22 protein-coding genes are annotated in these 25,584 nt (G+C 68.5%); 5 read left to right on the top strand and 17 right to left on the bottom strand.

Going from position 1 to position 25,584, the window contains the following annotated elements; translation table 11 throughout:
- Window positions 1-2 precede the first annotated feature (2 nt).
- From murD to mraZ, 8 genes are all read right to left on the bottom strand, one after another.
- Window positions 3-1,442, bottom strand: coding sequence for a UDP-N-acetylmuramoyl-L-alanine--D-glutamate ligase (murD, locus tag ACWF4Z_RS10760; RefSeq protein ID WP_452242758.1), 1,440 nt, complete (start codon window positions 1,440-1,442; stop codon window positions 3-5).
- Window positions 1,439-2,500, bottom strand: coding sequence for a phospho-N-acetylmuramoyl-pentapeptide-transferase (mraY, locus tag ACWF4Z_RS10755; RefSeq protein WP_452242757.1), 1,062 nt, complete (start codon window positions 2,498-2,500; stop codon window positions 1,439-1,441). The genes murD and mraY overlap by 4 nt, the downstream gene beginning before the upstream one ends.
- Window positions 2,497-3,912 carry a UDP-N-acetylmuramoyl-tripeptide--D-alanyl-D-alanine ligase gene (locus ACWF4Z_RS10750; protein ID WP_452242756.1) on the bottom strand — a complete coding sequence of 472 codons (1,416 nt, stop codon included), beginning with the start codon at window positions 3,910-3,912 and terminating at the stop codon, window positions 2,497-2,499. The genes mraY and ACWF4Z_RS10750 overlap by 4 nt, the downstream gene beginning before the upstream one ends.
- Window positions 3,909-5,438, bottom strand: a complete 1,530-nt coding sequence (locus tag ACWF4Z_RS10745; RefSeq protein WP_452242755.1) for a UDP-N-acetylmuramoyl-L-alanyl-D-glutamate--2,6-diaminopimelate ligase — start codon at window positions 5,436-5,438, stop codon at window positions 3,909-3,911. The genes ACWF4Z_RS10750 and ACWF4Z_RS10745 overlap by 4 nt, the downstream gene beginning before the upstream one ends.
- 50 nt (window positions 5,439-5,488) lie before the next feature.
- Window positions 5,489-7,669, bottom strand: coding sequence for a peptidoglycan D,D-transpeptidase FtsI family protein (locus tag ACWF4Z_RS10740; RefSeq protein ID WP_452242754.1), 2,181 nt, complete (start codon window positions 7,667-7,669; stop codon window positions 5,489-5,491).
- 4 nt (window positions 7,670-7,673) lie between these two features.
- Window positions 7,674-8,300 carry a hypothetical protein gene (locus ACWF4Z_RS10735; RefSeq protein WP_452242753.1) on the bottom strand — a complete coding sequence of 209 codons (627 nt, stop codon included), beginning with the start codon at window positions 8,298-8,300 and terminating at the stop codon, window positions 7,674-7,676.
- Complete coding sequence (gene rsmH, locus ACWF4Z_RS10730; protein ID WP_452242752.1) at window positions 8,300-9,265, bottom strand: 16S rRNA (cytosine(1402)-N(4))-methyltransferase RsmH; 966 nt, start codon at window positions 9,263-9,265, stop codon at window positions 8,300-8,302. Before rsmH ends, ACWF4Z_RS10735 begins: the two co-directional genes overlap by 1 nt.
- 264 nt (window positions 9,266-9,529) lie before the next feature.
- A complete protein-coding gene (gene mraZ, locus ACWF4Z_RS10725) occupies window positions 9,530-9,961 on the bottom strand; it encodes a division/cell wall cluster transcriptional repressor MraZ (protein WP_131351384.1) in 432 nt (143 codons plus the stop codon).
- A gap of 515 nt (window positions 9,962-10,476) precedes the next feature.
- Between mraZ and ACWF4Z_RS10720 the strand changes: the two genes are divergently transcribed.
- The 3 genes from ACWF4Z_RS10720 to ACWF4Z_RS10710 are packed head-to-tail and all read left to right on the top strand — an operon-like array spanning window position 10,477 to window position 15,103.
- A complete protein-coding gene (locus tag ACWF4Z_RS10720) occupies window positions 10,477-11,415 on the top strand; it encodes an AAA family ATPase (protein WP_452243008.1) in 939 nt (312 codons plus the stop codon).
- A gap of 3 nt (window positions 11,416-11,418) precedes the next feature.
- On the top strand, window positions 11,419-12,705 hold the full coding sequence (locus tag ACWF4Z_RS10715) for a DUF58 domain-containing protein (RefSeq protein ID WP_452242751.1): 1,287 nt from the start codon (window positions 11,419-11,421) through the stop codon (window positions 12,703-12,705).
- A 40-nt stretch (window positions 12,706-12,745) separates the two neighbouring features.
- The gene (locus ACWF4Z_RS10710; RefSeq protein ID WP_452242750.1) at window positions 12,746-15,103 is read left to right on the top strand and encodes a transglutaminase family protein; all 2,358 of its coding nucleotides are present in this window, start codon (window positions 12,746-12,748) and stop codon (window positions 15,101-15,103) included.
- Between the two features lie 405 nt (window positions 15,104-15,508).
- Here ACWF4Z_RS10710 and ACWF4Z_RS10705 read toward each other — a convergent pair whose 3' ends face one another.
- From ACWF4Z_RS10705 to ACWF4Z_RS10690, 4 genes are all read right to left on the bottom strand, one after another.
- A complete protein-coding gene (locus ACWF4Z_RS10705) occupies window positions 15,509-15,910 on the bottom strand; it encodes a DUF3040 domain-containing protein (protein ID WP_452242749.1) in 402 nt (133 codons plus the stop codon).
- Between the two features lie 269 nt (window positions 15,911-16,179).
- The gene (locus ACWF4Z_RS10700; RefSeq protein WP_452242748.1) at window positions 16,180-16,926 is read right to left on the bottom strand and encodes a class I SAM-dependent methyltransferase; all 747 of its coding nucleotides are present in this window, start codon (window positions 16,924-16,926) and stop codon (window positions 16,180-16,182) included.
- Between the two features lie 72 nt (window positions 16,927-16,998).
- Entirely contained in the window at window positions 16,999-18,210 is a 1,212-nt protein-coding gene (locus ACWF4Z_RS10695) for a DUF480 domain-containing protein (protein WP_452242747.1), read from the bottom strand.
- Between the two features lie 48 nt (window positions 18,211-18,258).
- Entirely contained in the window at window positions 18,259-19,668 is a 1,410-nt protein-coding gene (locus tag ACWF4Z_RS10690) for an MFS transporter (protein ID WP_452242746.1), read from the bottom strand.
- Window positions 19,669-19,819: 151 nt separating this feature from the next.
- On the opposite strand from ACWF4Z_RS10690, the gene ACWF4Z_RS10685 reads away from it, so the two are divergent.
- Together ACWF4Z_RS10685 and ACWF4Z_RS10680 are read left to right on the top strand one after the other, a co-directional pair.
- Window positions 19,820-20,770, top strand: a complete 951-nt coding sequence (locus ACWF4Z_RS10685) for a sigma-70 family RNA polymerase sigma factor (protein ID WP_452242745.1) — start codon at window positions 19,820-19,822, stop codon at window positions 20,768-20,770.
- A gap of 30 nt (window positions 20,771-20,800) precedes the next feature.
- Window positions 20,801-21,886, top strand: a complete 1,086-nt coding sequence (locus ACWF4Z_RS10680; RefSeq protein ID WP_452242744.1) for a DNA glycosylase AlkZ-like family protein — start codon at window positions 20,801-20,803, stop codon at window positions 21,884-21,886.
- A gap of 93 nt (window positions 21,887-21,979) precedes the next feature.
- Here ACWF4Z_RS10680 and ACWF4Z_RS10675 read toward each other — a convergent pair whose 3' ends face one another.
- From ACWF4Z_RS10675 to ACWF4Z_RS10655, 5 genes are all read right to left on the bottom strand, one after another.
- Window positions 21,980-23,434, bottom strand: coding sequence for an outer membrane protein assembly factor BamB family protein (locus ACWF4Z_RS10675; protein WP_452242743.1), 1,455 nt, complete (start codon window positions 23,432-23,434; stop codon window positions 21,980-21,982).
- Window positions 23,431-24,003, bottom strand: coding sequence for a hypothetical protein (locus ACWF4Z_RS10670; RefSeq protein WP_452242742.1), 573 nt, complete (start codon window positions 24,001-24,003; stop codon window positions 23,431-23,433). Before ACWF4Z_RS10670 ends, ACWF4Z_RS10675 begins: the two co-directional genes overlap by 4 nt.
- Before the next feature lie 112 nt (window positions 24,004-24,115).
- Window positions 24,116-24,370 carry a hypothetical protein gene (locus ACWF4Z_RS10665; protein ID WP_452242741.1) on the bottom strand — a complete coding sequence of 85 codons (255 nt, stop codon included), beginning with the start codon at window positions 24,368-24,370 and terminating at the stop codon, window positions 24,116-24,118.
- A 129-nt stretch (window positions 24,371-24,499) separates the two neighbouring features.
- Complete coding sequence (locus tag ACWF4Z_RS10660) at window positions 24,500-24,973, bottom strand: SAV_6107 family HEPN domain-containing protein (protein WP_452242740.1); 474 nt, start codon at window positions 24,971-24,973, stop codon at window positions 24,500-24,502.
- Window positions 24,970-25,374: a DUF6504 family protein gene (locus ACWF4Z_RS10655; RefSeq protein WP_452242739.1), complete on the bottom strand. Its 405-nt coding sequence runs from the start codon at window positions 25,372-25,374 to the stop codon at window positions 24,970-24,972. The genes ACWF4Z_RS10660 and ACWF4Z_RS10655 overlap by 4 nt, the downstream gene beginning before the upstream one ends.
- Window positions 25,375-25,584: the final 210 nt, after the last annotated feature.

The following is a 25,584-nucleotide window of genomic DNA, read 5'->3' as shown; positions in this document are numbered from 1 at the left end:
GGTCAGTTCGAACCCAGCCGGTTGACGGCTTCGGCGAAGGCGTCTCCGCGGGCTCCGTAGTTGGCGAACATGTCCCAGGATGCGCAGCCAGGCGCGAGCAGCACGGTGTCACCGACCTGTGCGAGCTTCGCCGCCTCCCCCACCACGATCTCCATGGCTCCAGTGTCGGTCGCCTCGATGACGATCCTCGGGACATCCGGTGCGTGTCGCTCGAGTGCTTCGGCGATCACCGCCTTGTCCTGTCCGAGCAGTACGACGCCACGCAGGCGATCCCGCGCTGCGATCACCAACTCGTCGAACGTCGCGCCCTTGGCCTGACCACCCGCGATCCACACGACGTGCTCGTACGCAAGCAACGAAGCCTGCGCCGCATGGGGGTTGGTGGCCTTCGAATCGTCGACATAGTTGACCCCGGCAACCTCAGCGACCTGCGCGATCCGGTGCTTGTCCGGCCGGAACCCACGCAGCCCGTCGCGGACCGCGGTCGCCGGTACGCCGAAGGACCGCGCCAACGCCGCGGCCGCCAACGCGTTCGCCACGTTGTGCGGCGCGGGCGGGTTGACGTCCGCGATCGTCGCGAGCTCCAGTGCGGACGTCGCCCGCTGCTCGACGAACGCGCGGTCGACCAGCAACTCGTCGACCAGACCGATCATCGAGGGACCCGGTGTACCGAGGGTGAAGCCGATCGCGCGGCATCCCTCGATCACGTCCGCGTCGATCACCAGCTGCTCCGTCGCCGGGTCGGCAACGTTGTAGATACAGGCGATCTGGCAGTTCGCGTAGATCCGGCCCTTGTCCTTGGCATAGGCCTCCATCGAGCCGTGCCAGTCGACATGGTCGGGCGCGAGGTTCAGGATGGCGGCCGAGTGCGCGGACATCGAATGCGTGTAGTGCAGCTGGTAACTCGACAGCTCGACCGCGATCACGTCGTACGGCTCCGGGTCCATGACGACCTCGAGCAGCGGCAGCCCAACGTTGCCTGCGGCAACAGTACGGTGGCCGGCCGCGGTCAGGATCGCGGTCAGCATCTGCACGGTCGTGGTCTTGCCGTTGGTGCCGGTGATACACAGCCACGGCGCGGCGTTCGCGGGGTCGCGCAACCGCCAGGCCAGCTCGATCTCGCTCCAGATCGGCACGCCCCGCTCGGCCGCCTGGGCCAGCAGGGGCGCATGCGGCGGTATGCCGGGCGAGGTCACGACCACCTCGACGTCCGCGGGCAACTCCGCCGTACTGCCCGGACCCAGCCTGATCGTCGCGCCGAGTGTCTCGAGGATCACTGCCTTCTCGCGCAACGCCTCGGTGTCGCGATCATCCAGTACGACAAGGTGCTCCGCGCCGGCCTGGATCAGTGAGTCGGCGCAGGCGTAGCCCGCCGTACCGAATCCCAGCACGACGAAGCGTGTCGTCGCCCAGCCGTCGTCCGTCCGTGTCTCCAGGCTCATGTGGCCACCCATTCCGCATAGAAGACCCCGAGACCGATCACCACGCACAGGCCCTGGATGATCCAGAACCGGATCACCACGTTCACCTGTTCCCAGCCGAGCATCTCGAAGTGGTGATGCAGCGGCGCCATCCGGAACAGGCGTTTGCCGTGGGTGATCTTGAAGTACCCGACCTGCAGGATGACCGACGCGGTGATGATCACGAACAGCCCGCCGAGCAGGAGCACGAGCAGCTCGGTCCGGGTCATCACGGCGAACCCGGCCAGCGCCCCACCCAGCGACAGCGAACCGGTGTCACCCATGAAGATCTTGGCCGGCGACGCGTTCCACCACAGGAAGCCGAACAACGCGCCGGTCAGCGCCGCCGCCACGACGGCCAGATCGTGCGGATCTCGGACCTCGTAACATCTGGCCTCGGGCGTGGTGGCGCAGCTCTGGTTGAACTGCCAGATGCAGATCAGCGTGTACGCACCGAACACCATCATCGATGCGCCGGTGGCCAGGCCGTCCAGACCGTCGGCCAGGTTGACGCCGTTCGACATGCCCGCGATCAGGAGCAGGATCCAGATCACGATCACGATCGACGGCAGCTCGAGCCAGCCGATGTCGCGGATGAACGAGATGAACGGCGACGCCGGTCGCTGCCCGCGCTCGTCGGGGAACTGCAACGCGAGCACGGCGAAGATGACCGCGACCGTCGTCTGGCCGGCCAGTTTCGCCTTGCTGCGCAGGCCGAGGCTGCGCTGGCGGAAGATCTTGATGAAGTCGTCGAGGAAGCCGACGGCGCCCATCCCGGCGAAGAGGAACAGCACGAGCAGCGCCGAGGCGGTCGGGGCAGTCATCGTGAACAGCTTCGCCGCGAAGTAGCCGACGATGGTCGCGATGATGAAGACGGTGCCGCCCATGGTCGGCGTACCGCGCTTGGTGTGGTGCGACGTCGGGCCGTCGTCGCGGATCTCCTGACCGTAGCCGCGCTTGGCCAGCAGGGTGATCGCCCAGCGGGTGCCGATCAGCGTCAGCACCATCGAGACGGCGCCGCCGAACAGGATCGAGATCACTGCGCGTTCTCCCCCTCGGACACCAGCGTCTCGGAAAGCAGCGCATCGGCGAGGCTACGAAGTTTCGAAGCCTTCGAGGACTTCACCAGTACGACGTCGCCCGCCCGCAACTCACCGCGCAGCAGCTCGAGAGCCTCGGGGATCGTGTCGACGTAGGCCGACTCGTTGCCCCAGGAGCCTTCCAGCGAAGCGCCGAGGTGGATCGGCTTGGCGCCTGGACCCACCACGAGCAGCCGGTTGACGTCGAGCCGGACCACGAGCCTTCCGATCGCGTCGTGCGCCTCCATCGACGTGTCGCCCAGCTCCAGCATCTCGCCGAGCACCGCCCAGGTCCGCGCGCCGCGGGACCGGCCGATGGCGACCAGCGACTTGAGCGCCGCGCGGGTCGAGTCCGGGTTCGCGTTGAACGCGTCGTTGATCACCGTCACGCCGTCCGCACGCTCGGTGACCTCCATCCGCGCGGCCGAGAGCGGGGTGGCCGCGTTCAGTCCGTCGACGATCTGCTCTTCGGTCAGACCGACCACCGAAGCGACTGCGGCCGCGGCGAGTGCGTTGGATACGTAGTGCTCACCGACGTACTGCAGCTGCACCTGCCCGCCGACGTCGCCGATGTGCAGCGTGAACGACGGGCGTCCCTCTGCGTCGAGCTTGATGTCGTCGGCGCGGACGTCGGCCTCCGGTGCCTGCCCGAAGGTACGGACCTGCTCCTTCGTCCGGCTCCGCATCGCCGCGACGCGGTGGTCGTCGGCATTGAGGACTGCGGTGCCGCCAGGGATCACGGCCTCAACCATCTCGCCCTTGCCGACCGCGATGTTGTCCTGCGTACCGAACTCGCCGATGTGGGAGGTGCCGACGTTCAGCACTAGGCCGACGGTCGGTGGGGTGAGGCTTGTCAGGTGGTTGATGTCGCCGAGGTGGCGCGCACCCATCTCGACGACCAGGTACTTCGTGGTGTCCGTTGCCTGCAAGGCGGTCAACGGATGCCCGAGCTCGTTGTTGAGCGAGCCTTCCGTCGAGACGGTCTCGCCGTCCAGCCGGACCAGCTGCGTGATCAGGTCCTTCGTGCTGGTCTTTCCCGACGATCCGGTCAGAGCCACCACCGTCAGGTCGGGCAGACGGCTGACGACCAGTCGGGCCAGCTGACCGAGCGCGGCCGCGGAGTCCGCCACCACAATGCACGGGCTGCCGTCGATCGGCCGGGTAGTGAGTGACGCAGTGACTCCGGCGGTTGTCCCCGTACCGACAAAGTCGTGCCCGTCTCGGCTCTCGCCGGGCAAGGCCACGAACAGCCCACCCGGTCCGGCGGCGCGCGAGTCGATCACCACCGCGCCGTCCACGACGGCCGACGGGGAGACCCCCGCAAGCACGCCGCCCACGGCGTCGGCGATATCGCCGCAACTGACAGGGATCACCGGTCTGCCTCCAACAACTCACGCACGGTTTCGCGATCGTCGAACGGGTGGATCACACCGCCGACGTCCTGGCCTGTCTCATGTCCTTTGCCGAGGACGACGACGGTGTCGCCCGGACCGGCCAGCTCGATCGCTGCGGCGATGGCCTGCCGGCGGTCGCCGATCTCGCGCAGGTCGGCGGCAGGGACGGCCTCCCGAGCGCCGGCCAGCGCGGCGGCGCGGATCGTGGCCGGGTCCTCGCTACGGGGGTTGTCGTCGGTGACGATCACCACGTCCGCGGTCCGGGCCGCGGCGGCACCCATCCCGGGCCGCTTGCCGGGATCACGGTCGCCACCGCATCCGAGGATCGCGAACAGCCGGCCCTTGGTCGCGGTCCGCGCGGCCTGCAACGCCAGCTCGACCGCGTCCGGTGTGTGAGCGTAGTCGACGATCACCGCCAGGCCGTCCTGACGGGTGAATGCCTCCATCCGCCCTGGGACCGTCGCCGTCCGCAATCCGTTCGCGATCGCCTCTGCGGGTACATCGAGCTGCCGCAGCATCGCGGTCGCGAGCAGCGCGTTGGCCACGTTGAAGTCGCCGGGCAATGCGATCTCGATCGTCAGCGTCTCGTTCGGTCCCTGAATGTCCACGACCGTCGTGCCGTGCTCGGACTCGTGCCGGTTCACCACAGTCCAGTCGGCGGCGCCCTTGGTGGAGACAGTGATCAGCGGTACGACGGTCTGCGCGGCGAGCCGGCGGCCGTACTCGTCGTCGATGTTCACCACGGCGACATCACAGCGCTCCGGGGTGAACAGCGAGGCCTTCGCCGCGAAGTACTCCTCGAACGTGCGGTGGAAGTCCAGGTGGTCCTGCGTCAGGTTGGTGAACCCGGCAACCGCGAATCGCGCTCCGTCGACCCGGCCCATCGCCAGCGCGTGGCTCGAGACCTCCATCGAGCACCAAGCGACCGCGCGCTCACGCATGACCGCGAACAGCGCCTGCAGGTCAGTGGCCTCCGGAGTGGTCCGGACGCTCTTGACCACCTCGTCGCCGATGCGCGTCTGAATGGTCCCGATCAACGCTGCCGGGCCGAGCTCCCGCAGTACCGAGTCCAAGAGGAAGCTGGTCGTGGTCTTGCCGTTGGTGCCGGTCACCCCGAGCAGCCGCAGCTCACTGGTCGGCTCACCGTAGATCCGGGCCGCGACCGCGCCGAGCACGCTCCTGGGCTTGTCGACCACCAGCACCGGCAGACCGGTCCCTGCGGACCGCTCCGCGCCGGCGGGGTCGGTCAGTACGGCGACTGCACCGGCCTGCTGCGCTTTCGCGACGTACTCGGCGCCATGCGTGACTGTGCCGGGCAGAGCGGCGTACAGGTCGCCGGGGTGGATCGATCGCGAGTCGAGCGAGACGCCGGTAACGGTGGTGTCTGCGGACTGATGCGGGACCGGCGCGTGCGCGACGTTCGCGACGTCGGCGAGTCGGACCGGTACGACGTGATGCGGCCTGATCGCCGCAACCGCGCCGCCTGCGGCGGTAGGGGTGGACACGGGCCCTGAGGCTACCGCTCCGGGCCGTGTGACTCCTACCTGACCCTGGGTCACCAGGTCAGCGGAATGTTCGGCTGCTTCGCCCCCGTCGGCGGGACGACGTACTTCTGCAGCGCGTAGCTCATCACGTCACGAAACACCGGTCCTCCTTGCAGACCACCACCCCGGGCACCGTTCTTCGGGTCGTGCAGTACGACGTACGTAACGAACCGTGGGTTGTCGGCCGGAGCAAATCCGGCGAAAGACACCGTCCAGGCGCCGTAGTGGTTGGTCCCCGGCACCACTTCCTGCGCGGTTCCGGTCTTGCCCGCGACCAGGTAGCCGTCGATCGCGGCCATCGGCGCGGTGCCGCCCTTCTTCGCGGTCACCGACTCCATCATCGTGGTGACCTCCTTGGCGGCCTGCTCGCTCACCACCCGGTGCGGCGCGGCGGTCTGGTTCGGCGTGACCGTGCCGTCCGGGGCGATGTAGCCGCGGACGAGCTTCGGCGGTACGTAGACGCCGCCGTTCGCGACCGCGTTCACGGCGGCGGTCATCTGGACGGCGTTGACCGCGAGGCCCTGGCCGAACGCGACCGTCGACTTGGTGATCTCCGGCCACTCGTCGCCCGGCGCCAGCCGGCCGCTCGTCTCGCCGGGGAAGTTCAGCCCGCTCGGCGCGCCGAAGCCGAAGTCGTGCAGGTATTTCACGAACTGCGCCACCGGCATCTGCTGCGCGGCGATGATCGTGCCGACGTTCGACGACTTGGCCACGACGCCGGAGATGGTCAGGTTCAGCTTGCCGTGCGGCCAGAAGTCCTTGATCTTGCGGCGCTGCACCTCGATGCTGCCGGGGACCTGGAGCTTCGTGTTCAGGTTGATCTTGCCGGCGTCGGCGAGGGCGGCCATCGTGACCACCTTCTGCACGCTGCCCGGCTCGTAGCTGTGTTCCAGCGCCGGGTTCTTCAGGTCGCTGGGCTTGTACTTGCTGTTCGGGTCGAACGACGGCGCGTTGGCCATCGCCAGGATCTCACCGGACACGCGGTCCATCACGACCACGCTGCCGGAGCTCGCGCCGGTGTCCTGGACCGCTTTGGCGATCCGCTCCTCCGCGAACCACTGCAGGTCCCGGTCCAGCGTCAACTGCAGGCCGACGCCGGGCTTCGGCTCCTCGACCGTGTGGTTCGCGTTCGGGATCTTGTTGCCCTTGGTGTCGACCTCGTACATCGCCTTGCCGTCCTGGCCGGACAGCTTGTCGTTCAGGCCGTACTCGAGCCCGGACAGGCCCTTGCCGTCGGCGCCGACCACGCCGACGACGGTCGCGGCGACGCTGCCGTTCGGGTGGCTGCGGATCGGGTCGTCCTCGGTGTACAGGCCGGCGAGCAGCGGGGCCTGCTGCGCTTCCGGTTTGCCCTTGTTCTGCTCGAGGATGGAGGCGTTGGTCCGCTTGACCTCGGCCTCGATGTCGTTCCAGGCCTGCGGGCTGACCTGGCGGGCGAGGTAGGCGAAGCGGCCCTTGCCGGTCATCGCGGCGACGAGCTTGGCTGTTGTCGTCCCGGGGACCTTGGCGGCGATGATCGCGGCCAACTGCTGGGCGGCGTTCTTCGTCTGGGTCGGGTCGGCGGTGATCGCCACCGCATCCTCGGACACGGCCAGCTCCACGCCGTTGCGATCCTCCACCGTGCCACGCGACGCGGGCAGGATGAACGGCCGCGTGTTCTCCCGGGTCGCCGCCTGCGCGTAGCTGTCCGGGTCAACCCCCTGCAGCAGCACGAGCCGTCCCGCGAACAGCGACAGCACGAACGCCATCACCCCGAACGTCACCCGCAACCGCAACGCCGGCCGCCCCAACCGCAACATCCGCGGCGGCTTCCGAACCCGCTTCTTCTTAGGCCGCGGCCGAGGCCGATTCTGCGGCGGCCGCTTCGCCCCCTTCTTAACCGCCGCCTTCTTACCCGCCGCCTTCTTAACCGCCGCCTTCTTGACCGGCCGCGCACCACCCTCGGCAGTTCGCTTCCGCGGGGCCGCCGCGACCTTCTTCACCGGACGCGGTGCCGCGGCCTGTTCTGTTGCGCGCTGTTCCTCGCGCGCCTTACGCAGGAGGCGTTCGCGGGTGGATTCGGGACGTTGTGGGGTTTTGCGGGTGCTGTCGGTAGTGGCGGACGGGCGAGGCTGAGCCTTGCGGGGCTGGGTGCCCCGGCGTGGTTCTGTGCCACGTTTGCGTGGCGGCTCGTTACCCCGTCGGTCCGTCATCCGATCATCCCCCGGTGGTCGTCGTCCCTGGCTTGGTCGTACCCGGCTTGGTCGTTCCGGTGGTTCCTGGCTTGGTGGTTCCCGGCTTGGTGGTTCCTGGCTTGGTGGTTCCGGTGACCGGCTTGACGGGTTTGACCGGCGTCACGGGCTTGACCGGTTTGACCGGCTGCACGGGCGGTTTCGTCGCCGTACCAGCGGCCGTACTGGGCCCGAACATCAGCGTCCCTGTGCCTGCCTTGCCCTCGGCCGGCACTCCGAGCACCCGCCCGTCGGACAGCCGCAGGAAGACCGGGTTCGGGTTCGGCACCATGCCCATCTTCAACGCGCGATCCGCCAGGTTCTGCGGCGATTCGAGCGTGCGGACCTGCTTCTCCAAACCTTCCTGCTGATCACGCAGCTGGTTGGCCTGGTTGCTCAGGTTCGTGATGTCGAACGTCCCCCGCTGCAGCTCGGTGTTGAGCAGCAGCAGACCGACGAGCCCCGCTGCGAGCAGCGACACCACGAAGATGACGAACGGCATCCGCGGCGGCCGGAACGGCGCGCCGTACACCACCCGGAGCTTCGGCTCCGCGCGCTTGGCCGGGGCGGCCGGCGTGACGCGGGCCTTGTCCGGACTGAACACAGTGCTCATCAGGCCACCAGCCCTTTCTCTCGGATCCGCTCGGCCGCCCGCACGCGAGCTGAGGCGGCGCGCGGGTTCACCGCGACCTCCTCCTCGGTCGGCCGTTCGGCACCCCGGGTCAGCAGCTTCAGGTACGGCTCGTGCCCGGCCGGAATCACCGGCAGGTCATCAGGTACGTCGGACTTGGTCGCGGCGGCGAATGTCTGCTTCGCGATCCGGTCCTCGAGCGACTGGTAGCTCATCACCACGATCCGCCCGTGCAGCGCCAGCGCCGCGAGCGCGGCCGGCAAGGCCCGTCGCAGCACCTCGAGCTCGCCGTTCACCTCGATCCGCAGCGCCTGGAACGTCCGCTTCGCCGGGTGTCCCCCGGTACGACGAGCCGCCTGCGGGATCGCGTTGCGCACCAGCTCGGACAACCGCGCGCTGTTCGTGAACGGCTCGGTCTCGCGCGCACGCACGATCCGGTCCGCGATCCGGCGGGCGAACTTCTCCTCGCCGTACTGGAACAGCACCCGGGCCAGCTCGGCCGCGCTGTACGTGTTGACGATGTCGGCGGCCGTGGTCGGGCCGGTCGTGTCCATCCGCATGTCGAGCGGCGCGTCCTGCGCATAGGCGAAACCACGGTCGGCTTCGTCCAGCTGCATCGAGGAGACACCGAGGTCGAACAGGATCCCGTCGACGGCCGGCACGTCGAGCTCCGCGAGTACGCGCGGAAGTTCGTCGTACACGGCGTGGACGAGAGTGATCCGCTCCCGGTACGGCGTCAGCCGGTCACCGGCGAGCCGCAGTGCGGCGGGGTCGCGGTCGAGCCCGATCAGCCGGGCTTCGGGGAACCGCTGCAGGAAGGCCTCGGAGTGCCCACCCAGACCGAGGGTCGCGTCGACGAGGACCGCGCCGGGATGCGCGAGTGCCGGCGCCAGCAGCGCGACCACGCGCTCCAGCATCACCGGCACATGCCGCTCCGCAGCGTCCATCTCGACCCTTCCCGTCGCCGCGGGGAGCGACCCTGCCCCCGCAGGTCTTGTCTGGTGATGCTCTGGGGACGGTGGCCGGAGACGACTCCGTCCGGTCAGATCACGAGTACGTCTTCCGGGGAAGTACCTCGGGGGGTTGGCGCCGGGGAAGTGGCGTCAACACGTGAGGTCGGAAGTCGGACCCGTGATCTCACCGGACGGCCGGTGCTGCTCGCGGTACCGCTCACCCACTGTTCTGCTGTGTTTCCAGAAGCTCTGCTGTTCTCAGAAGATCCCGGGCAGTACTTCCTCGGAGAGATCGGCGAAGGCCTGCTCCTGCTCCTGCGAGTACCGGTTCCAGTTCTCGGTGTTCCAGATCTCCACCCGGTTCATCGCCCCGATGACGACGCAGTCGCGATCCAGTCCCGCGTAGTCGCGCAGCATCGGTGGGATGGTGACCCGGCCCTGCTTGTCCGGCACCTCGTTGGAGGCTCCGGCGAACAACATCCGCAGGTAGTCCCGCGCACCTTTGTTGGTGATCGGCGCCTGCTTCAACTGCTCGGTCAGCTGGACGAACTCACGCTCGGGCCACACGGACAGCGACCGCTCCTGTCCACGCGTGATCACCAGGCCGTCAGCCAGTTCGTCCCGGAACTTCGCCGGTAGGAACAGCCGCCCCTTGTCGTCGAGCTTGGGGAAGTGAGTTCCGAGGAACACGCTCCACCTCCCCGTTGCGGACTTTCCGACTCAGGTGAGCTGATTTCCACCACTTCAGTTCCACTGCGCTCCACCTTACTCCACTTTGCACCACCGTCAACCAACTTCCGCCCCATTCCCTCCCTGTGCCGCCTGAATTCCAGGCCCGCGATCCGCGTGTCGCTGTCGTGTCAGCCGCTCCCTTTCGCTCCACCGCCGATTCGTCCGTACCGCCCCGCTGAACTTTCTTGACGCAACAGCCGTGAACCGAACGAATGGTTCTGGCGTCGTACGCGGCACGCACGGCTTTGACCGCCCGTACGCTTGGAGGAAGTCAGTTGTTGACCGGAGACCGACCCCGCCACAGAGGGCGTGTGCCGATGAACACCGAAACGCCAGGTAACGAAACACCCGCTGCCCTAGGCCCGACCCCTACAGCGGGTGAGAATGTGTCGGCCGTCAATGAATGGGGAGGACTCAGCGTGAGCAGCACCGTGACCAGCTCGGCGCTGGCAGGAGCCGGAGACTTCGACGAATTGTCGGAGGTGGCGGTGCGAGTCCGCCGGGCCATGGAGCAGGTGATCGAGGGCAAGCCCGACGTGGTCGAGGTCGCCATCACGGTCCTGCTGGCCGAAGGGCACCTGCTGATCGAGGACGTGCCGGGAGTCGGCAAGACGATGCTGGCCAAGGCGCTGGCCAAGTCGATCGACTGCACCGTGCGCCGGATCCAGTTCACCCCGGACCTGTTGCCGTCCGACATCACCGGCGTCTCGGTCTTCAACCAGGAGATCCGCGACTTCGAGTTCAAGCCCGGCGCGGTGTTCGCGAACATCGTCGTCGGCGACGAGATCAACCGCGCCTCGCCGAAGACCCAGGCCGCACTGCTGGAGTCGATGGAGGAACGCCAGGTCACCGTCGACACCACGACGTACCACCTCGAGGCGCCGTTCATGGTCATCGCGACCCAGAACCCGATCGAGATGGAAGGCACGTACCCGCTGCCCGAGGCACAGCGCGACCGCTTCATGGCCCGTGTCTCGATGGGCTACCCCGAGCCGGCCGCCGAGCTGCGGATGCTCGACGGCCACGCCGCCGACGACCCCCTGGCGAACCTGCAGCCGGTCACCGACGGACAGCAGATCCTCCGCCTGGTGAAGACGGTGCAGTCGGTGCACGTGTCGGAGTCGGTCAAGGAGTACGCCGTTGCCCTCGTCGGAGCGACCCGTCGTTCCCAGGAGCTCCGGCTGGGCGCGAGCCCACGCTCGACGCTGCACCTGATCCGGGCTGCTCGGGCCGCCGCGGCGCTCGACGCCCGCGAGTTCGTGCTGCCGGACGACATCCAGGAGCTCGCCGTGCCGGTGCTGGCACACCGCGTTCTCCCCGCGGCTGAAGCGCATCTCGGTGGGCGCGGATCAGCCGACATCGTCGCCGGGCTGGTGGCCACCGTGCCGCTGCCCCGCACTCGTCGGGACTGAGCTGTGCGGCAGGCACTGCGCGGGCTCACCACCAGAGGCCGGGCGTTCGTCGCAGCCGGTATCACGGCCTCGCTCTGCGCTCTACTGCTCGGGCAGAAGGACCTGCTCCGGGTCGGCATCCTCCTGGTGGCTCTGCCGATCGTCGCGGCGCTCGTGGTCGGCCGGACCAGGCTGCGCCTACAGGTACGCCGGAGTCTCGCGCCGGACCAGGTCCCGGTCGGGACGCAGGCGACGGTAGAGCTTGCCTTGAGCAACCAAGGCCGGATGCCGGCCGGGCTGCTCCTGCTCGAGGACCGGATCCCGTACGTCCTCGGGCACCGGCCCCGGTTCGTCGTCGATCGAGTCAGTCCGAACTGGCGTCGTACGGTCAGTTATCCGGTCAAGTCCGACGTTCGCGGACTGTTTCAGGTCGGGCCGCTGATGCTGACTGTTGCCGACCCGTTCGGGTTGGTCGAGACCAGCCGGACCTTCACCCGCAGCCAGCACCTCCTGGTCACGCCGCGGGTCTACAAGCTTCCTGAGATCCGGCTCGGTGCGGACCGGGCCGGATCGGGTGAGAACCGGCCGCGGGCCATCGCCTCGGCCGGTGAAGAGGACGCGACCGTTCGCGAGTACCGCGACGGCGACGACCTGCGTCGCGTGCACTGGCGCTCGACGGCGCGGCGCGGAGAGCTGATGGTCCGGCGGGAGGAGCAGCCTTGGCAGAGCCGGTGCGCGTTGTTCCTCGATGCGCGGACGATCTCGCATCACGGGCACGGGCCGTCGTCCAGTCTCGAGTGGGCCGTGAGTGCGGCCGCCTCGATCGGTATCGACCGACTCCGCCGCGGCTACGTCACCACCCTGCTCGGTGGGCCGACGACGCTGTCGGCGATCAGCCACCGTACGTCGGCCGCCGTCCATCAGCCGTTGACCGCGCAGCAGTTGCTGACCGAGTGCGCGACCGTCGAGGAACACAAGTACGCCGAGCTCGGTCCACTGCTGACCGTCGACCGGCATTCCCAAGAACCGAGCCTCGTAGTCGCGATCGTCGGCGCGTGCAGCTCCGACGACATCACCTCCCTGAACCGGTGGCGGACCAGCCAGGCGACGGGTGTCGCGCTGCTGCTGGATGCCGCCAGCTGGGCGGTCGGTGTCGAAGCGACCGAGAAGGGCGCCCGGCTGAACGCGGCCACGGCCGCCACCGAGAACGAGCTACGACGCAACGGTTGGCGGGTCGCCAAGGTTCAGCGCGGCGATCCCCTCCCCACGGTGTGGTCCACGCTCGGACTACGAACCGGACGAATCGCATGAGTGCATTGGTGGCCGCGCCGCACGCGTGGCAGGAGGCCCTATGACCGGTCACGCTCGGATATCCATTGCTGCTTGGGTTGCGACCGTGCTCGGGTCGCTGGTGCTCACGCCGGTCTTCTCGGGACCCTTCCTGATCGTCAGCGCGCTGCTTTGTGCCGCGATCACCGGCGTCGGCGTCGGCCTGCAGAACCTGCGTACCCCGCGAGTCGTCGTACCGCTGGTCCAGTTGGTCGTGCTGGTCGAGCTGCTCTCGCTGTTCTTCCTGCAGGGAACCTTGAAGTTCGGCGTGATCCCGGTGCCGGCCACCGCGATCGAGTTCAACACGCAGATGGTCAGCGCGATGGACTCGATCAACCGGTTCAGTGCACCGCTTCCGCCTGACTCGTCCCTGACGCTGTTCGCGGTCTCGGTGATCGCGACGACCGGGCTGCTCATCCACGTCATCGCCGTACAGCTGAAGCAGGCCGCGTGGGCCGGACTGTTGTTGCTGATCATGTACACCGTGCCGGCCGCGACCGTGCACGGCGGACTGCCGGCGCTGCTGTTCATCCCGCCGGCGGTCGGCTACATCGTGCTGCTGTCCGCGGAAGGCCGGAGCCGGCTGAGTCGCTGGGGTCGTCGCATCTCCGGGGTGTCGCATCTGGACGCGGCCCAGCCGGTCGAGGCATCCGCCCTCGGTCAGGCGGGTCGCCGGATCGGCCTGTCCGTGGTCGCTTTGGCCGCGCTGCTACCGGCCTTGCTCCCCGCCCTCCCCGAAGGTGTCATCGGCAACGGTCTGGCCGGCAGCGGTCCCGGTGGTGGACTCGGCGCGTCGATCTCGTCGACCGATCCGATGCTCGACATGGGCAAGAACCTGAAGCGCGGCGACAACGTCGTCGCGCTGACCTACAAGGGCGGTTCGAGCTCCGGCACGTATCTGCGGCTGACGGCGCTCGACCTCTTCGACGGCAACACCTGGCGGATCGCGCCACGGCCCGAGGGTCGCAAGATCAGTGGCGACCTGACTCCGCCGCCGGGATACACCGGCGACCTGAGCAAGGTGGAGCAGTCCAAGCTGGAGATCGACGTCAGCCGGAACTTCCGGTCCCAGTTCGTGCCGGTCCCCTACCCGCTGCACGCGATCACCCTGAAGCGGGATTGGCGCTTCGACGCCAGCGCGCTCGACGTGGTCTCGTCGAACGGGTCGGTAGTCGCGGGCAAGAAGTACACGACCACGTCGTACAACCTGCAGCCCGCGCCGGAGCTGATGGCCAACGCGGTCGATGCGGGTCCGCCCGACGTGAACACCAGCGTCGTACCGAAGAGCACGCCGGCGGACATCAGGCAGAAGACCGAACAGATCGTTGGCGATGCCAAGGGCAACCACTTCGAGGAGGCCGTGGCGCTGCAGAAGTGGTTCCGCACCGACGGCGGCTACACCTACAGCACCGACAACGCCAAGGGCAGCGGGATGCGCGCGCTGCACGACTTCCTGCTGGAGAACAAGACCGGGTACTGCGAGCAGTTCGCCACCGGAATGGCGCTGATGGCGCGGATCCTCGGCATCCCGTCCCGGGTCGGGATCGGGTTCCTGCCGGGTCAGTCGGGCAAGGACGGCCAGTTCACCGTGCGGATGCACGACATGCACGCGTGGCCGGAGCTGTACTTCCAGGGCACGGGCTGGGTCCGCTTCGAGCCGACGCCCGCCGCCCGGGTGGCAACCCCGCCGGGCTGGACGACCGCCAGCACCCCGGACCCGACCAGCCCGACGACGGCGCCGACCACCGCCCCGGTCACGCCAGGCGCGACCGAGGACCCCGAGATCAACCGGCCGAACCCGGACCGCAACCTGGCCGGCGACAGCGGACTCGCGGCGACCGGTGGCGGGAACTGGTTCACCAACGGCGGCGTGCGAGTGATCGGGATCGTCCTCGCCGTGCTCCTGCTGCTCTGCATTCCCTGGCTGATCCGCAGCCTGACCCGGCGCCGGCGGTTCATGCGAGAACCGGGGCGCGCGGCGGCCGAGGGCCTCTGGGCCGAGATCCGGGATACGTCCCGCGACCTCGGGCTGGACTGGTCGGAGGTAGCGACGCCCAGACAGTCGGGTGAGTGGCTCGTGTCCAAACTGCCCACCGAGACCCATCCTGATGCGCTTCGGCTGGCCCGCGGGATCGAGGCGCTCCGGTACGCCGGTGACTCGAACCCGACGGTGGACCTGCGGACCGAGGCTGCCGCCGTACGCAAGGCGTTGTGGGTGCAGGCTCGGCCGGTGCGGCGGTGGCGGGCTCGCCTGCTGCCACCGTCCTGGCGCTGGTACCTGAACCGGGGCAGCACCGAGGCGTCCGACCTCCTGGACGAGTTCGACCTCCTCCTGGCCCGCCTCCGGTCCCTGTTCCTCCGCCGCGGCCACGCCAACTAGCCAGCCAGGACGCAAACCCGGGCATCCCACGCCCACCACCTCCCGTGCGCCATCTCATGGGAGAACCCTCCAGCTGCACCCTTCTCCCCCCGAAATCCGGCGGGAGAAGGAGCAAACTGAAGGGTTCTCCCATCAGCTTGCCCGGGAGACGACGGCTGCCTCGCGAAGCGACACCCGGGTGCCGGGTGCGAGTGCCGGGTGCCGGGTGCGGGTGCCGGGTGCCGGGTGCGGGTGCCGGGGCCGAGGTGCCGGGGTGGTGGTGCCGGGTGCGGTTGCCGGGCGCCGGGGCGCCTGTGCCGGGGTGCGGGGTGCGGGCGCGGGTGGGCATAAAACGACCACACCCGTTCCACCAGGGCACGGGTGTGGTTGGTCGAGTTCTACGCGCTCAGGCGGCGCTCCGAACCGTCAGAGGTCTTCGTCGCGGCGACGCCGCCAGCGATCCTCCATCCGCTCCATGAAGCTGCCGGACGAGTCGTGCTTGGTCCGGTGTTTCTTGGTCGGCGGAGGCGGTGGGATGTCGCTGGACTCCCCCGCGTTGCTGATGCGCTTCATGCTCAGCGCCGCGATGTAGAGGCAGGCGACCATCATCACGAAGCCAACGACTCCGATGATGGTGTTGGGGATGATCGCGCCGGCCATCAGTACTGCAATGCCCAGCACGAATCCGACGCCGGCGAGCACTGCCCGGCGCCTGTAGTACAAGCGCACATTGGTCCCACGCATGGCGGAAACGAACTTCGGGTCTTCCGCAGCAAGGGCACGTTCGAGCTGCTCGAACTGGCGCTGCTCTTCTTCCGAGAGGGGCACCGTCGATCCCTCCATGATGAGCGCGATCTCGATAGGCCGCCTTCAGTCTAGGCCGCGCGTGCCTCCCACGAAACCCTGACCGGCTGTCCCGCGCGTCACGGTCCCGCAACTGCCCCGTTGCACCCGTCCCAAACATGCCCCATCGGGCGTGTTGCTGACGGCTCACTGACAGTTTCCTGGCAAGGGATCACCGTACGCCGCCGCCCGTTACCCGCCGGTCACTATCCGTCGCCGAACTGTGAGCTACGCCCTAGTACCGGAACCAGAGCTCAGCGGGTCGCGAGGATGTGTAGCTGGGTGGCGAGGGCGCGGAAGGCCGGGTGCTGGCTCGCCGCGCGCTCGAGCTCGCCCAGCGATTCACCCGCGCCCGGCTCGGAGTCGACGAATGCGGACGGGACGAGGTCGGCGAACGTTCGTACGCCGTGCACCGTGTGGACCATGAACCCGGCGTCGGCGAGCTGCGCGGTGATCCCGGCCTCGTCGAAGCGCCGCGGCATCGGGTCGCTCGGACCCCACCGGCCGTCCGGATCCTGCAAGGCGACCCGCGCCTCGGCCAGGTGACCGGCCAGCGCACGAGCCAGAACGACAGCGTTGCGCTGAGCAACAAGCAGACTCAGTACGCCGCCCTCGCGCAGGACCGAGGCCATCGCCTGCAACGCCTGCACCGGATCGTCGACGACCTCCAGCACGCCATGACACAGAACGGCGTCGGCACTCGATTCACCGGCGAGTCCCGGGAGCTCGGCGGCATCGCCTTGGACACCGCGGACCAACTTGCTGACACCTTCGTCGCTGGCACGCCGTTCCAACGACGCGAGCGCGTCCGGGCTCGGATCGACCACCGTCACCCGATGCCCCTCGACCGCCAGCGGTACGGCGAAGCCGCCAGTTCCACCACCGAGGTCGACGATGTCCAGGCCAGCTCCCGGGTCGGTCCGCGTCCGTCCCGCCAGGGCGACACGCAGCGCCTCGCCCACCAGCGCCGTCCGAATCCCGCGCCGCCGCCGATCCACCATCAACACCCTCCAAGCCGTCCAGCCCGCCGCGCCACACCCTACTTCCACCAGGCCCGGCGCCTCGCCAGGCGGTCAGGAGGTTCGGCGTGCGACGACGTACAGGCGTTGGGTCGTCTCCTGCCGGGTGGTGATCGGTCCGCGGAGGTACCACTCGATGTCGACGAGCCCTGCGGCCTCGAGCACCCTGACCACACTCGCCGGGTCGTACAGCACGTAGTCGAGGTCGACCTCCGCGCCGAACAGCGAGTCGACGTGACGGATCTCAGCGCCGGAATGCAATCCGAGCACGAGCCAGCCACCCGGATCGAGCGGGCGTACCAGCGCGCCAATCGCGTCGGGAAGCTCAGCGGCCGCCAGGTGGATCAACGAGTACCACGCCAGCACGGCCGCCCATCCCGAGCTCGTCGGCGGACGGCCCAGGCGGCGGAGGTCCCCGACCTCGAAGTTCTGTTCCGGGAACCGTCGACGCGCTTCGGCCACCATCTCGGGCGCGAAGTCGATCCCGGTGACATCGGCGCCACGATCGGCCAGATAGGCGGTGACATGCCCCGGACCCGAGCCCACCTCGACGATCGGCTGCCCGGCGGCCTGGTCGACCACTCGATCCAGCAGCCACCTTTCGAACGGCAGGCCCTCCAGCTCGTCCAGCAACTGATCGGCGTACGCGCCGGCAATCACGTCGTACGACGATCGCACCCGAGCATCCCGCGCCTCCACGCCGTCAGCGATCACCGCATCTCGATCGACCGTCGCGACGGCGATCTGTTCGGCGACCTCCGGCAGCGGCCCGAGCAGATGGATCCAGCGGCGGTCGTGCTGACCGGCCTGTCGCTCGAGCTCGCGGACCAAAGGCTCGGGCCGGCTTGCCATCCGGCGCAGGCAGACCTCGACCTCGCCCCGGTCGGTGAACGGGTGCAGTCGATCGGTCCGGGTCCGCAGCTCCCCCGGCGCCTGGGCGCCGCGCAGCAGCAACACCGTCAGCAGCGCCCGCTCGTCCGCTTCGAGCCCGAGACGTTCGTCCAGGATCTGGTGGTACTTCAGCGTCCGACGACCTGTGTCGACCCACACGATTCGCAGCAGGTCGCGATCGCGCAGCGACCGCGCCACCCGCTCGACGGTGCCCTGGTCGTAGTCGGTCACGGGATCGCGATTACTCGTCTGATTGCACGCTGACCGCAAGGCGTTGGCGGTGAGTGGGTACGACGCGGGAACGGTGGTCTGCTTCTCCATCAGACTCCCCAGCACCCGCTGATCCTCGGCATCAAGCACAGGAAGGTCGCTCACTCCCCCGACCCTAGCCGCGGCGGCGGCCACCACGCTGTGGCGACGCCGTTAAGCCTGCCTGACGTGCCGTGCGAGGAAGGTGCTGGCGACAACACCGGCCACGGCGACGAGTGCAAGCGCCCAGCCGGTGGCCGTGAGTGCGGTCGCGTCGGTCAGCCGCGGGTTAAGCGACAGGAACAGCGTGCCGAACGCCGCGACGCCACCGACCTGCCCAAGCTGCATCGTCGTCGTGAGCACGCCACTCGCGTCGGCCGCCCGGCTGAGCGGCACGTGCGACAGCGATTGCGTCACCAACGGACTAGCACTCAGACCCATACCTGCACCGCTGACCACGAGCAGCGGCCACAACAGCGGACTGTTCGCCGCCAGCGCCACGCCGGCGAACCCGACCGCAACGAGCGCAAGCCCGACTGGCACGACCAGGTGGTGCAGCCGTTGCGGCAGTGAGCGCCAGAAGTAGCCGACCAGGCCGAACGTCGTGGAGAAGGGTAGCCAGGTCAGGGCCGCTCGCATCGGTGTCTCCCCGAGCCCGGTCTGCAGGTGCAGTGTGAAGCAGAACAGGAATCCGCCGACTGTCAGCTGCATGCAGAGCAGCGCTCCGAGGCCGGCCGACAGACCCGGTGCACGCAGAACGTCGAGATTGAGCAGCGGGTCACCACCGCGCTTAGCGATCCGCTGCTCGACCCGCACGAAGAGCGCCGCCAGCACGAGGCCGGCCGCAATGCAGGCGAAAGTCCACCACGGCCAGCCGATCTCGTGGCCGACTACGAGCGGCAGCACGATCAGCAGGACCGCGGTCGTCGCGATCGCGAGACCGGGCAGATCGAGGCGCCGCTTGCCGGCCGGCTGATCCGCCGGTACCAGCCGCGGGACCAGAAGGACGAGGACGATGCCGATCGGAACGTTGATGAGGAAGACCGGCCGCCAGTGCGTGCCGAACAGGTTCGCACCGACCAGCAGCCCGCCGATGATGAGCCCGGCGACCAGACCGGCCGACAGCACAGCGCCGTACGCCGAGAGTGCCTTCGCGCGGGCCGCTCCACTGAACTGCATCTGCATCACGCTCATGATCTGCGGGACCATCACCGCGGCCGCGAGGCCTTGGACGAAGCGGGCGACCACCAGCGGGAGGATCGCCGGTGCGAGCCCGCAGGCCAGGGAGGCGAGGGTGAAGAGGATGACGCCGGTCAGGTACATGCGGCGACGACCGTAGAGCGCGCCGAGCCGCGCACCGGTGATGAGCGCCATCCCGTACGCGACCATGTAGCCGCCGATGACCAGCTGCAGCCAGGCACCGGAGGCGTGCAGGTCGGCACCGACCGTCGGCATCGCGACGTTCACGATCGAGGTGTCGAGCAGTGCCATGAACTGGCCGAGCAACAGCACCGCAAGCATCAGCCAGCGGCGAGTGTCTCCTTCTCCGGGCAGGTGGGTGGGTGCGTTCGTCACAGCGGTCATCGGGTGCTCCGGTGTCGGCTCGTCGGCGGTGTCGTGGGTATGTACCTGCGACGGCCGCTGGATTCATCGCCGCCGGACCGATGATTTTCGGTGTGCTGCGCGGTACGTACTCACGTAGACCCCTGAGACCCCGTGTGGAAGGCTGACCGCGATGGATCGCGACGACTTCGAACTGCGTGCCGCGCCGTACCGGCAGGAACTGCTCGCGCATTGCTACCGGATGCTCGGCTCGATCCACGACGCCGAAGACCTGGTCCAGGAGACGCTGCTGCGAGCGTGGCGCGCGTACGGGACCTTCGACGAACGGCGGGCGTCGCTGCGGACCTGGCTGTACCGGATCGCGACCAATGTCTGCCTGACCGCGTTGAAGGGCAGGGCGCGCCGAGCCTTGCCGTCCGGCCTGGTGCAGCCGGCCAACGACCCACAGATCCCGATCGAACTCACGCCGGACGTCCCTTGGCTGCAGCCCTTTCCCACAACAGGCGACCCGGCCGCCGCTCTCGCGGCTCGTGGCAGCCTGCGGCTCGCGCTTATCGCCGCGATGCAGTACCTGCCCGCTCGCCAGCGAGCAGTCCTCGTCCTCCGCGACGTCCTCGACTGGCCGATCGCCGACATCGCCGAGGCGCTCGAAACCACTCCGGCCGCCGTCAACAGCGCACTGCAACGCGCGCGGACCCGCCTGGCCGAGATCGACCTCACCGAGGACGACGTGGATGTGCCCGACGACCGAGAGATCCGTGCGGTCATCGAGAGCTACATCCAGGCCTTCGAAGCCGCCGACGTCAACGGGCTGGCCCGCCTACTCGCCGACCGAGTCATCCTCGAGATGCCGCCGGCCCCGCTGTGGTTCGTCGGCCGCGACGCGTACGCCGAATTCATCTCCCGCGTCTACACCCTCCGCGGCCCGGTCTGGCGACTCGTCCCCACGGCCGCCAACACCCAACCAGCCATCGGCGCCTACGTCCGCCACCCCGACGGCCACTTCCAAGCCCACAGCATCCAGGTCTTCACCGTCACCAAACCCGGCATCACCCACAACGTCACGTTCTTCGACCAAGCCCTCTTCCCCCACTTCGACCTCCCCCAACAACTCTCCACCTGAGCGGACCCAGGGTGTGTTTATGGTGGCGTCGTGGACATTCCGCTGCGGCAGGCGCTGGCATGGCGGTCAGGGCGGCAGTTCCTGATCGAGGGTGCCGGGTCGGTGAAGGAGGTTGTCGGCCGGCTGGTCGCGGTCGGGGCACATTCGGGTGATCCCGAGCTCGCCGTACGACGCCGATTGTCCGTGCCCGGTGAAGCCGATGTCGCGCAGGCTTTGCAGGACGGCCGCGTCATGAAGACCTATGCGTTCCGCGGCGCGACTCACTTCATGACGCCTGCTGGCGCGGGAGTTCATCTGGCACTGCGAGCCGCCAGCAGGATGTGGGAGCTACCAAGCTGGGTGAGTCACTACGAACTCGGCGCACAGGATTGGCCGGCGCTGCGTGAGGTCGTCCGCGGCGTGGTCTCGGACGGTCCGGTAACCAGGGCGGAGCTGATCGCCGGCGTGACCGCGGATCGCCGATTCAGTCACCTTGGGCCTGGTTTGGCGCATACCAGCGACACGTTGCTGAAGCCGTTCGCGTGGCAAGGCGATCTGTGTTTCGGACCGGTCCGCGACGGTCAACCGACGTACCAGTCGCCTGAGGCGATCCCCGGCTGGAGTGGGATCCCCGAACTCGAACTCGCCGGCCGCGAGGCTGTCCGCGCCTACTTCGACGCGTACGGTCCGGCGACTGCGGACAATCTCCAGTACTGGCTCGGCAACTGCCTCAGCGCCGGTCGCAAGCGGATTACTCGCTGGCTGTCCGAGCTGTCCGATGAACTCGTCGACATCACCGTAGACGGCGAGCCGATGCTGCACGCCAAGCAGCACCTCGACGCCTTGGCCCAACAGCCAGTCACCAAAGCCGTGACCCTGCTGCCGGGCTACGACCAGTGGGTCCTCGGCCCCGGTACGGCGGACGCCCGCGTCGTCCCCGCGAAACACCGCGCCGAAATCACCCGCGGCGCCGGCCTCGTCCTCACCGGCGGTGTCCTCACCGGCACCTGGACAACCCGCAAAGACACCCTCACCATCTCCTGGTTCCCCCGGTCCACAGACACCCCGCCCACCGAACTCGAGTCGGCGGTCAACCGCTTGGCCACCCTCCTCGGCCGGAACCTCCATCTGATCTGACCTCCGCTCGCGACGACACTGACGACCCATCCAGGCAGCAGTTCGGAGCTTCAGGCTGTAGCTCTGGGCTCGACCTCAGCAGCCGCAGACGTGTCAGGGGGTTCGGTCGAAGGTCAGGAAGAGGCCGTTGGCGTCGATCGTCACGGTGCGGCCGTCGCTGACGATGCGGTCGATCGGGCCGATCTTCCGGCCGGGAAGTGGGTTGGTCACGGCGCCTGTGCGGAGGTCGACGGCCGTGAGTCCGTCGTCGTAGCTGTTCGCCAGGAGACTGTCTCCGAGGACCTGGGCGGCATTGTGTCTGAGCGGCGAGCCCGTGGTGATCAACTGGGTTCGCCACAGCTCGGCACCGGTGGCGAGGCTGCGGGCGACCAGGGCCGAGGGCGTTTTGCCGCCCACTTTCTCGTAGGAGAGGACGAGGTCGCCGGTCACCAGGAACGAGTCTCTGATCTCCCAATCGAACTGGTCCTTGAAGTCGTGCTTCCACAGTCGCTTGCCGGTCCGGTCGATACCGGTCATCCAGGTCTCGTTGACCATGAGCTTGCCTTGATAGGACGAACGGCGGGAGATCACCACCGCGACATCCTTTCCGGTGCCGACGACGTTGTTGATCCAGCCGCGATCGTCCGGTCCGCGGTACAACCAGCTCGCGCCGCCGTCCGCAGCCGACCGCGCCACAATCGCACCACGGTCGTTCACCGGCTGGGTCAGCTGGTCCGGCTCCAGGATCTGCCGTCGGCCGTTGTTGTCGAGGTCGGTGTGGAACGGGCTGAGCAAGAGTTGGTCGTGCAACACCCACAAGGAATCAGCCTGGCGAAGGCCGGCGAGGGGCTTGTCCCAGTTGACCTTGCCGGAGCCGGCGTCGAGTCGGGACAACCGCACGTCGTCGTCGGAATCGTTGTCCGCATCGGACTCGCGAACGACGAAGATCGCATCTCCGGCCGCCGCCGAGTCGAAGGTCGGCCGGTACTCGGTGCTGCTGTCCTTGCCGAGTTTCGTGCACCAGTCGAGGTCGCCATTGCTGGTGTTCACCGCGGTGACCCGTGGCGCCTTGTTCCTGGGGGTGTGCATCAGCACCATGTGGTCGGCCACGTCCCCACCGCCGGCGCCGTAGCCCACCTGGCGGCGTCCCCACGCCGCCTGCCCGGTCGGTCCGTTGACTTGCACGACGGCGCCAGATGTCGCGGTCCCGATCAGGCCGCCACCGCCGACCGACAACCGGACGTTCCCGTCGTTCGAGTTGATCAGGCTCGCCTTGGCCGAGCCGCCCTGATGGGGTACGACGACGGCACTCCGGGCCTGCCCCAGAGGGGCCACCGGATGCTGTGCGACCGCCAGCAGGTTCCGGACGTTCTCCCGATACTCCTGCTCGAAGTCGTCGGCCTTCACCTGACCGACCGGCACCGCGTGAAGCTTGGCCAAGTCCGCGGCCGGCACCTCGTCAAAACTCGCCGAGCACCGCCCCGCCCACGCGGGCCGCCCGATCACCACGCCGGCGGCCGCAACCACCGCAACTCCAGCAACGACCGCAACAATCCGCTGTTTCATCATGCCTCCGTTGAATCGGGCTTCGGTGCAGCCGGTTCGGACCGAGCGGACCAACCTGCAACGGCGACGCACGCGGTCACCAGCCAGATGCCGGCCGCGACACCTGGTGCCCCGCTCCAGTCGACGTGCTCGATACTGGGCGAGGAGGCCGAGGAGTCCGGCTTGACGATGATGATCAGGACGGTGACCGCGAACCCTGCACAACTGCCGATCACGGCACCGATAGTTGCCGGAAACACCAGACACACCAGGGCTAGTAAGAGATAACCGCGAAACAGCCAGGGACCCAGGCTGCCCAGCGGCGTGCCGGGGTCGTACAGCAGATCCATCAGGCTGACGCCGCTGTACACCTGCGGCGGCGTCACGCGGCCGTCGTTCCAGGTTGTCAGCCATGGCGTGGCGAGAAGGACCAGGAGGGCAAGAGACGCGGCGAAGCACATCAGCCGAAAGTCCCGCCGTTTCTCATCTGCGTCGCGCACCAAAGCCCCGTTCCCCAGGTCGTCGTCGCGTGCATCCTGACAGACTTGAGGTCGACAGGCCGTCAGAAAGTCGCTGATTGCAGCAACCTGCAATCAGACGACCTGCGAGAGCCTGCGGGCCGGCCGCTCGCTGACCACGCGATCGCACCGGCCACTGCGAACCTTGCCCGGTGCAACAACCCGGGCAGATGGCCGATGCACGCGCCTAGCCGGGTTGGTGGGTTTCTGGGTCGGGGAGGAGGAGGGGCTCGAAGGCGGTGCCGTTGCAGCGGGGGCAGGGGGTGTTGGCGTAGGTGCCGGAGCCTGCGCAGTGGGTGCAGAGGCCGTCGTGCCAGGACTCGTCGGTGAGTGAGTGGTGGGGTCGGGGGTAGTGCGTGTCGGGCAGGTAGCATTCGCTACCGGTGATCGCGTGCACTCTGCCGCACAGGTCTTCGCCGATGCCTCGGCGTTGTTCAGTCACGGTCGGGTCTCCTGCGTCGGAGGTCGTGTCTGGTAATCCGTCGCCGTCGCGAGCAGGTGCTCGGTGCGAGGTGCCGTGCCGAGTGCCGCGCTGTAGGCAAGGGATTGCCAGACACGGCCCAGGGCTGGGTCAGCTGGCTTGCATCCACGGTTGGGTGAGGACGGACTGGGGGTCGGTGGTCGCCGTGAGGGCGGGGCTGTCGGACAGGCGAAGGCTCGCTTCGACCTGGGTGTAGAAGGTGTCGACGGCGCGGACCAGGTCGTCCGCCTCGCGGGTGGTGACGGCGCGGGCGAGCCCGGCCTCGGCGGCGGCGCGCTGAGCGGCGCCGGCGTGGAAGAACGTGGCCCACTCGCCGAACTCGGGCGCCACCTCGGCCAGCAGCACCCAGGCATTGCGCTGGACCTTGCGACGGCTGCTCGAGCGAACCGGCCGGGCGCGAACGGCGAGCACAGCGGCCGCAACCCGCAGCGCCGCGATGTGCGCGGTCGAGTAGCGGATCAGGTGGTCGCTCGTCTCCATCGCCTCGACCAGCGCGGCTCGCGCGCGGGACAAGTCCCGGCTGGCCGACCCCGCGGCCGCCGGGGACACTGGTGAAACAGTCATCGGTCCGTCACCCTCTCCAGTTGCCAGCGGCCCGAATCCGGGTCGTGCGCGAGATCGAACAGCTCCCGCCGACCGTGCCGGCCGCACCCTGCCTCGACCCGAAACACCGCGCGCCGAGGGCCCCAATCCGCATCCAGGACACCGACCGCCGCTGAGCTCTCCGCGACTCCGCCGGCCACGCATGGCACCAGTGCCTCCTGCTCCGCGCGGACACCGACGAGGGTGTCCTGGTCAGCGCGCGTGCCGATGACGCCGCGCTCCCACCAGGCCGCGGTCTCGGTCCAGTGCGCCTGGACCGAACAGACTCGCCAGAGGCGTCCGCGCCACAGGAACTGGTCCGGGGTCTCGACGCCGTCCACCGGCACCGAATGCACGTCGACGGCTTGGTCGAACTCCCACATATTCCATCGCCTCCTGTGTACGAAACGCTTCCCCTGACAGCGAGCCTTGTCGTCGGCCCGTTCGACGGCCCGTTCGACGGCCTGGTCGGAGGCCCGGCGGGCCGGTCCGGGGTGGGGGTCGAGGTCCACCCCGGTGCCCGGCCCGCCGGGACCACCGGTTTCCGATGCGGCCGCAACTCCGCACCGGAGCCGTCCAGCTGTCCGGCTCAC

It is taken from the genome of Kribbella sp. NPDC055071 (assembly GCF_053608045.1).
Note: the sequence above shows the minus strand (reverse complement) of the source record. Positions and strands in the feature narration are given on the sequence as shown.

Bases quoted from the DNA above. Each gene is read 5' to 3' on its own strand.
- ACWF4Z_RS10685 (WP_452242745.1), top strand. From the start codon at position 19,820: ATGGATCGCGACGACTTCGAACTGCGTGCCGCGCCGTACCGGCAGGAA.
- rsmH (WP_452242752.1), bottom strand. From the start codon at position 9,265: ATGGACGCTGCGGAGCGGCATGTGCCGGTGATGCTGGAGCGCGTGGTC.
- murD (WP_452242758.1), bottom strand. From the start codon at position 1,442: ATGAGCCTGGAGACACGGACGGACGACGGCTGGGCGACGACACGCTTC.
- ACWF4Z_RS10700 (WP_452242748.1), bottom strand. From the start codon at position 16,926: ATGGTGGATCGGCGGCGGCGCGGGATTCGGACGGCGCTGGTGGGCGAG.
- ACWF4Z_RS10655 (WP_452242739.1), bottom strand. From the start codon at position 25,374: ATGTGGGAGTTCGACCAAGCCGTCGACGTGCATTCGGTGCCGGTGGAC.
- ACWF4Z_RS10675 (WP_452242743.1), bottom strand. From the start codon at position 23,434: ATGATGAAACAGCGGATTGTTGCGGTCGTTGCTGGAGTTGCGGTGGTT.
- ACWF4Z_RS10740 (WP_452242754.1), bottom strand. From the start codon at position 7,669: ATGACGGACCGACGGGGTAACGAGCCGCCACGCAAACGTGGCACAGAA.
- ACWF4Z_RS10710 (WP_452242750.1), top strand. From the start codon at position 12,746: ATGACCGGTCACGCTCGGATATCCATTGCTGCTTGGGTTGCGACCGTG.
- ACWF4Z_RS10690 (WP_452242746.1), bottom strand. From the start codon at position 19,668: ATGACCGCTGTGACGAACGCACCCACCCACCTGCCCGGAGAAGGAGAC.
- ACWF4Z_RS10660 (WP_452242740.1), bottom strand. From the start codon at position 24,973: ATGACTGTTTCACCAGTGTCCCCGGCGGCCGCGGGGTCGGCCAGCCGG.
- ACWF4Z_RS10735 (WP_452242753.1), bottom strand. From the start codon at position 8,300: ATGAGCACTGTGTTCAGTCCGGACAAGGCCCGCGTCACGCCGGCCGCC.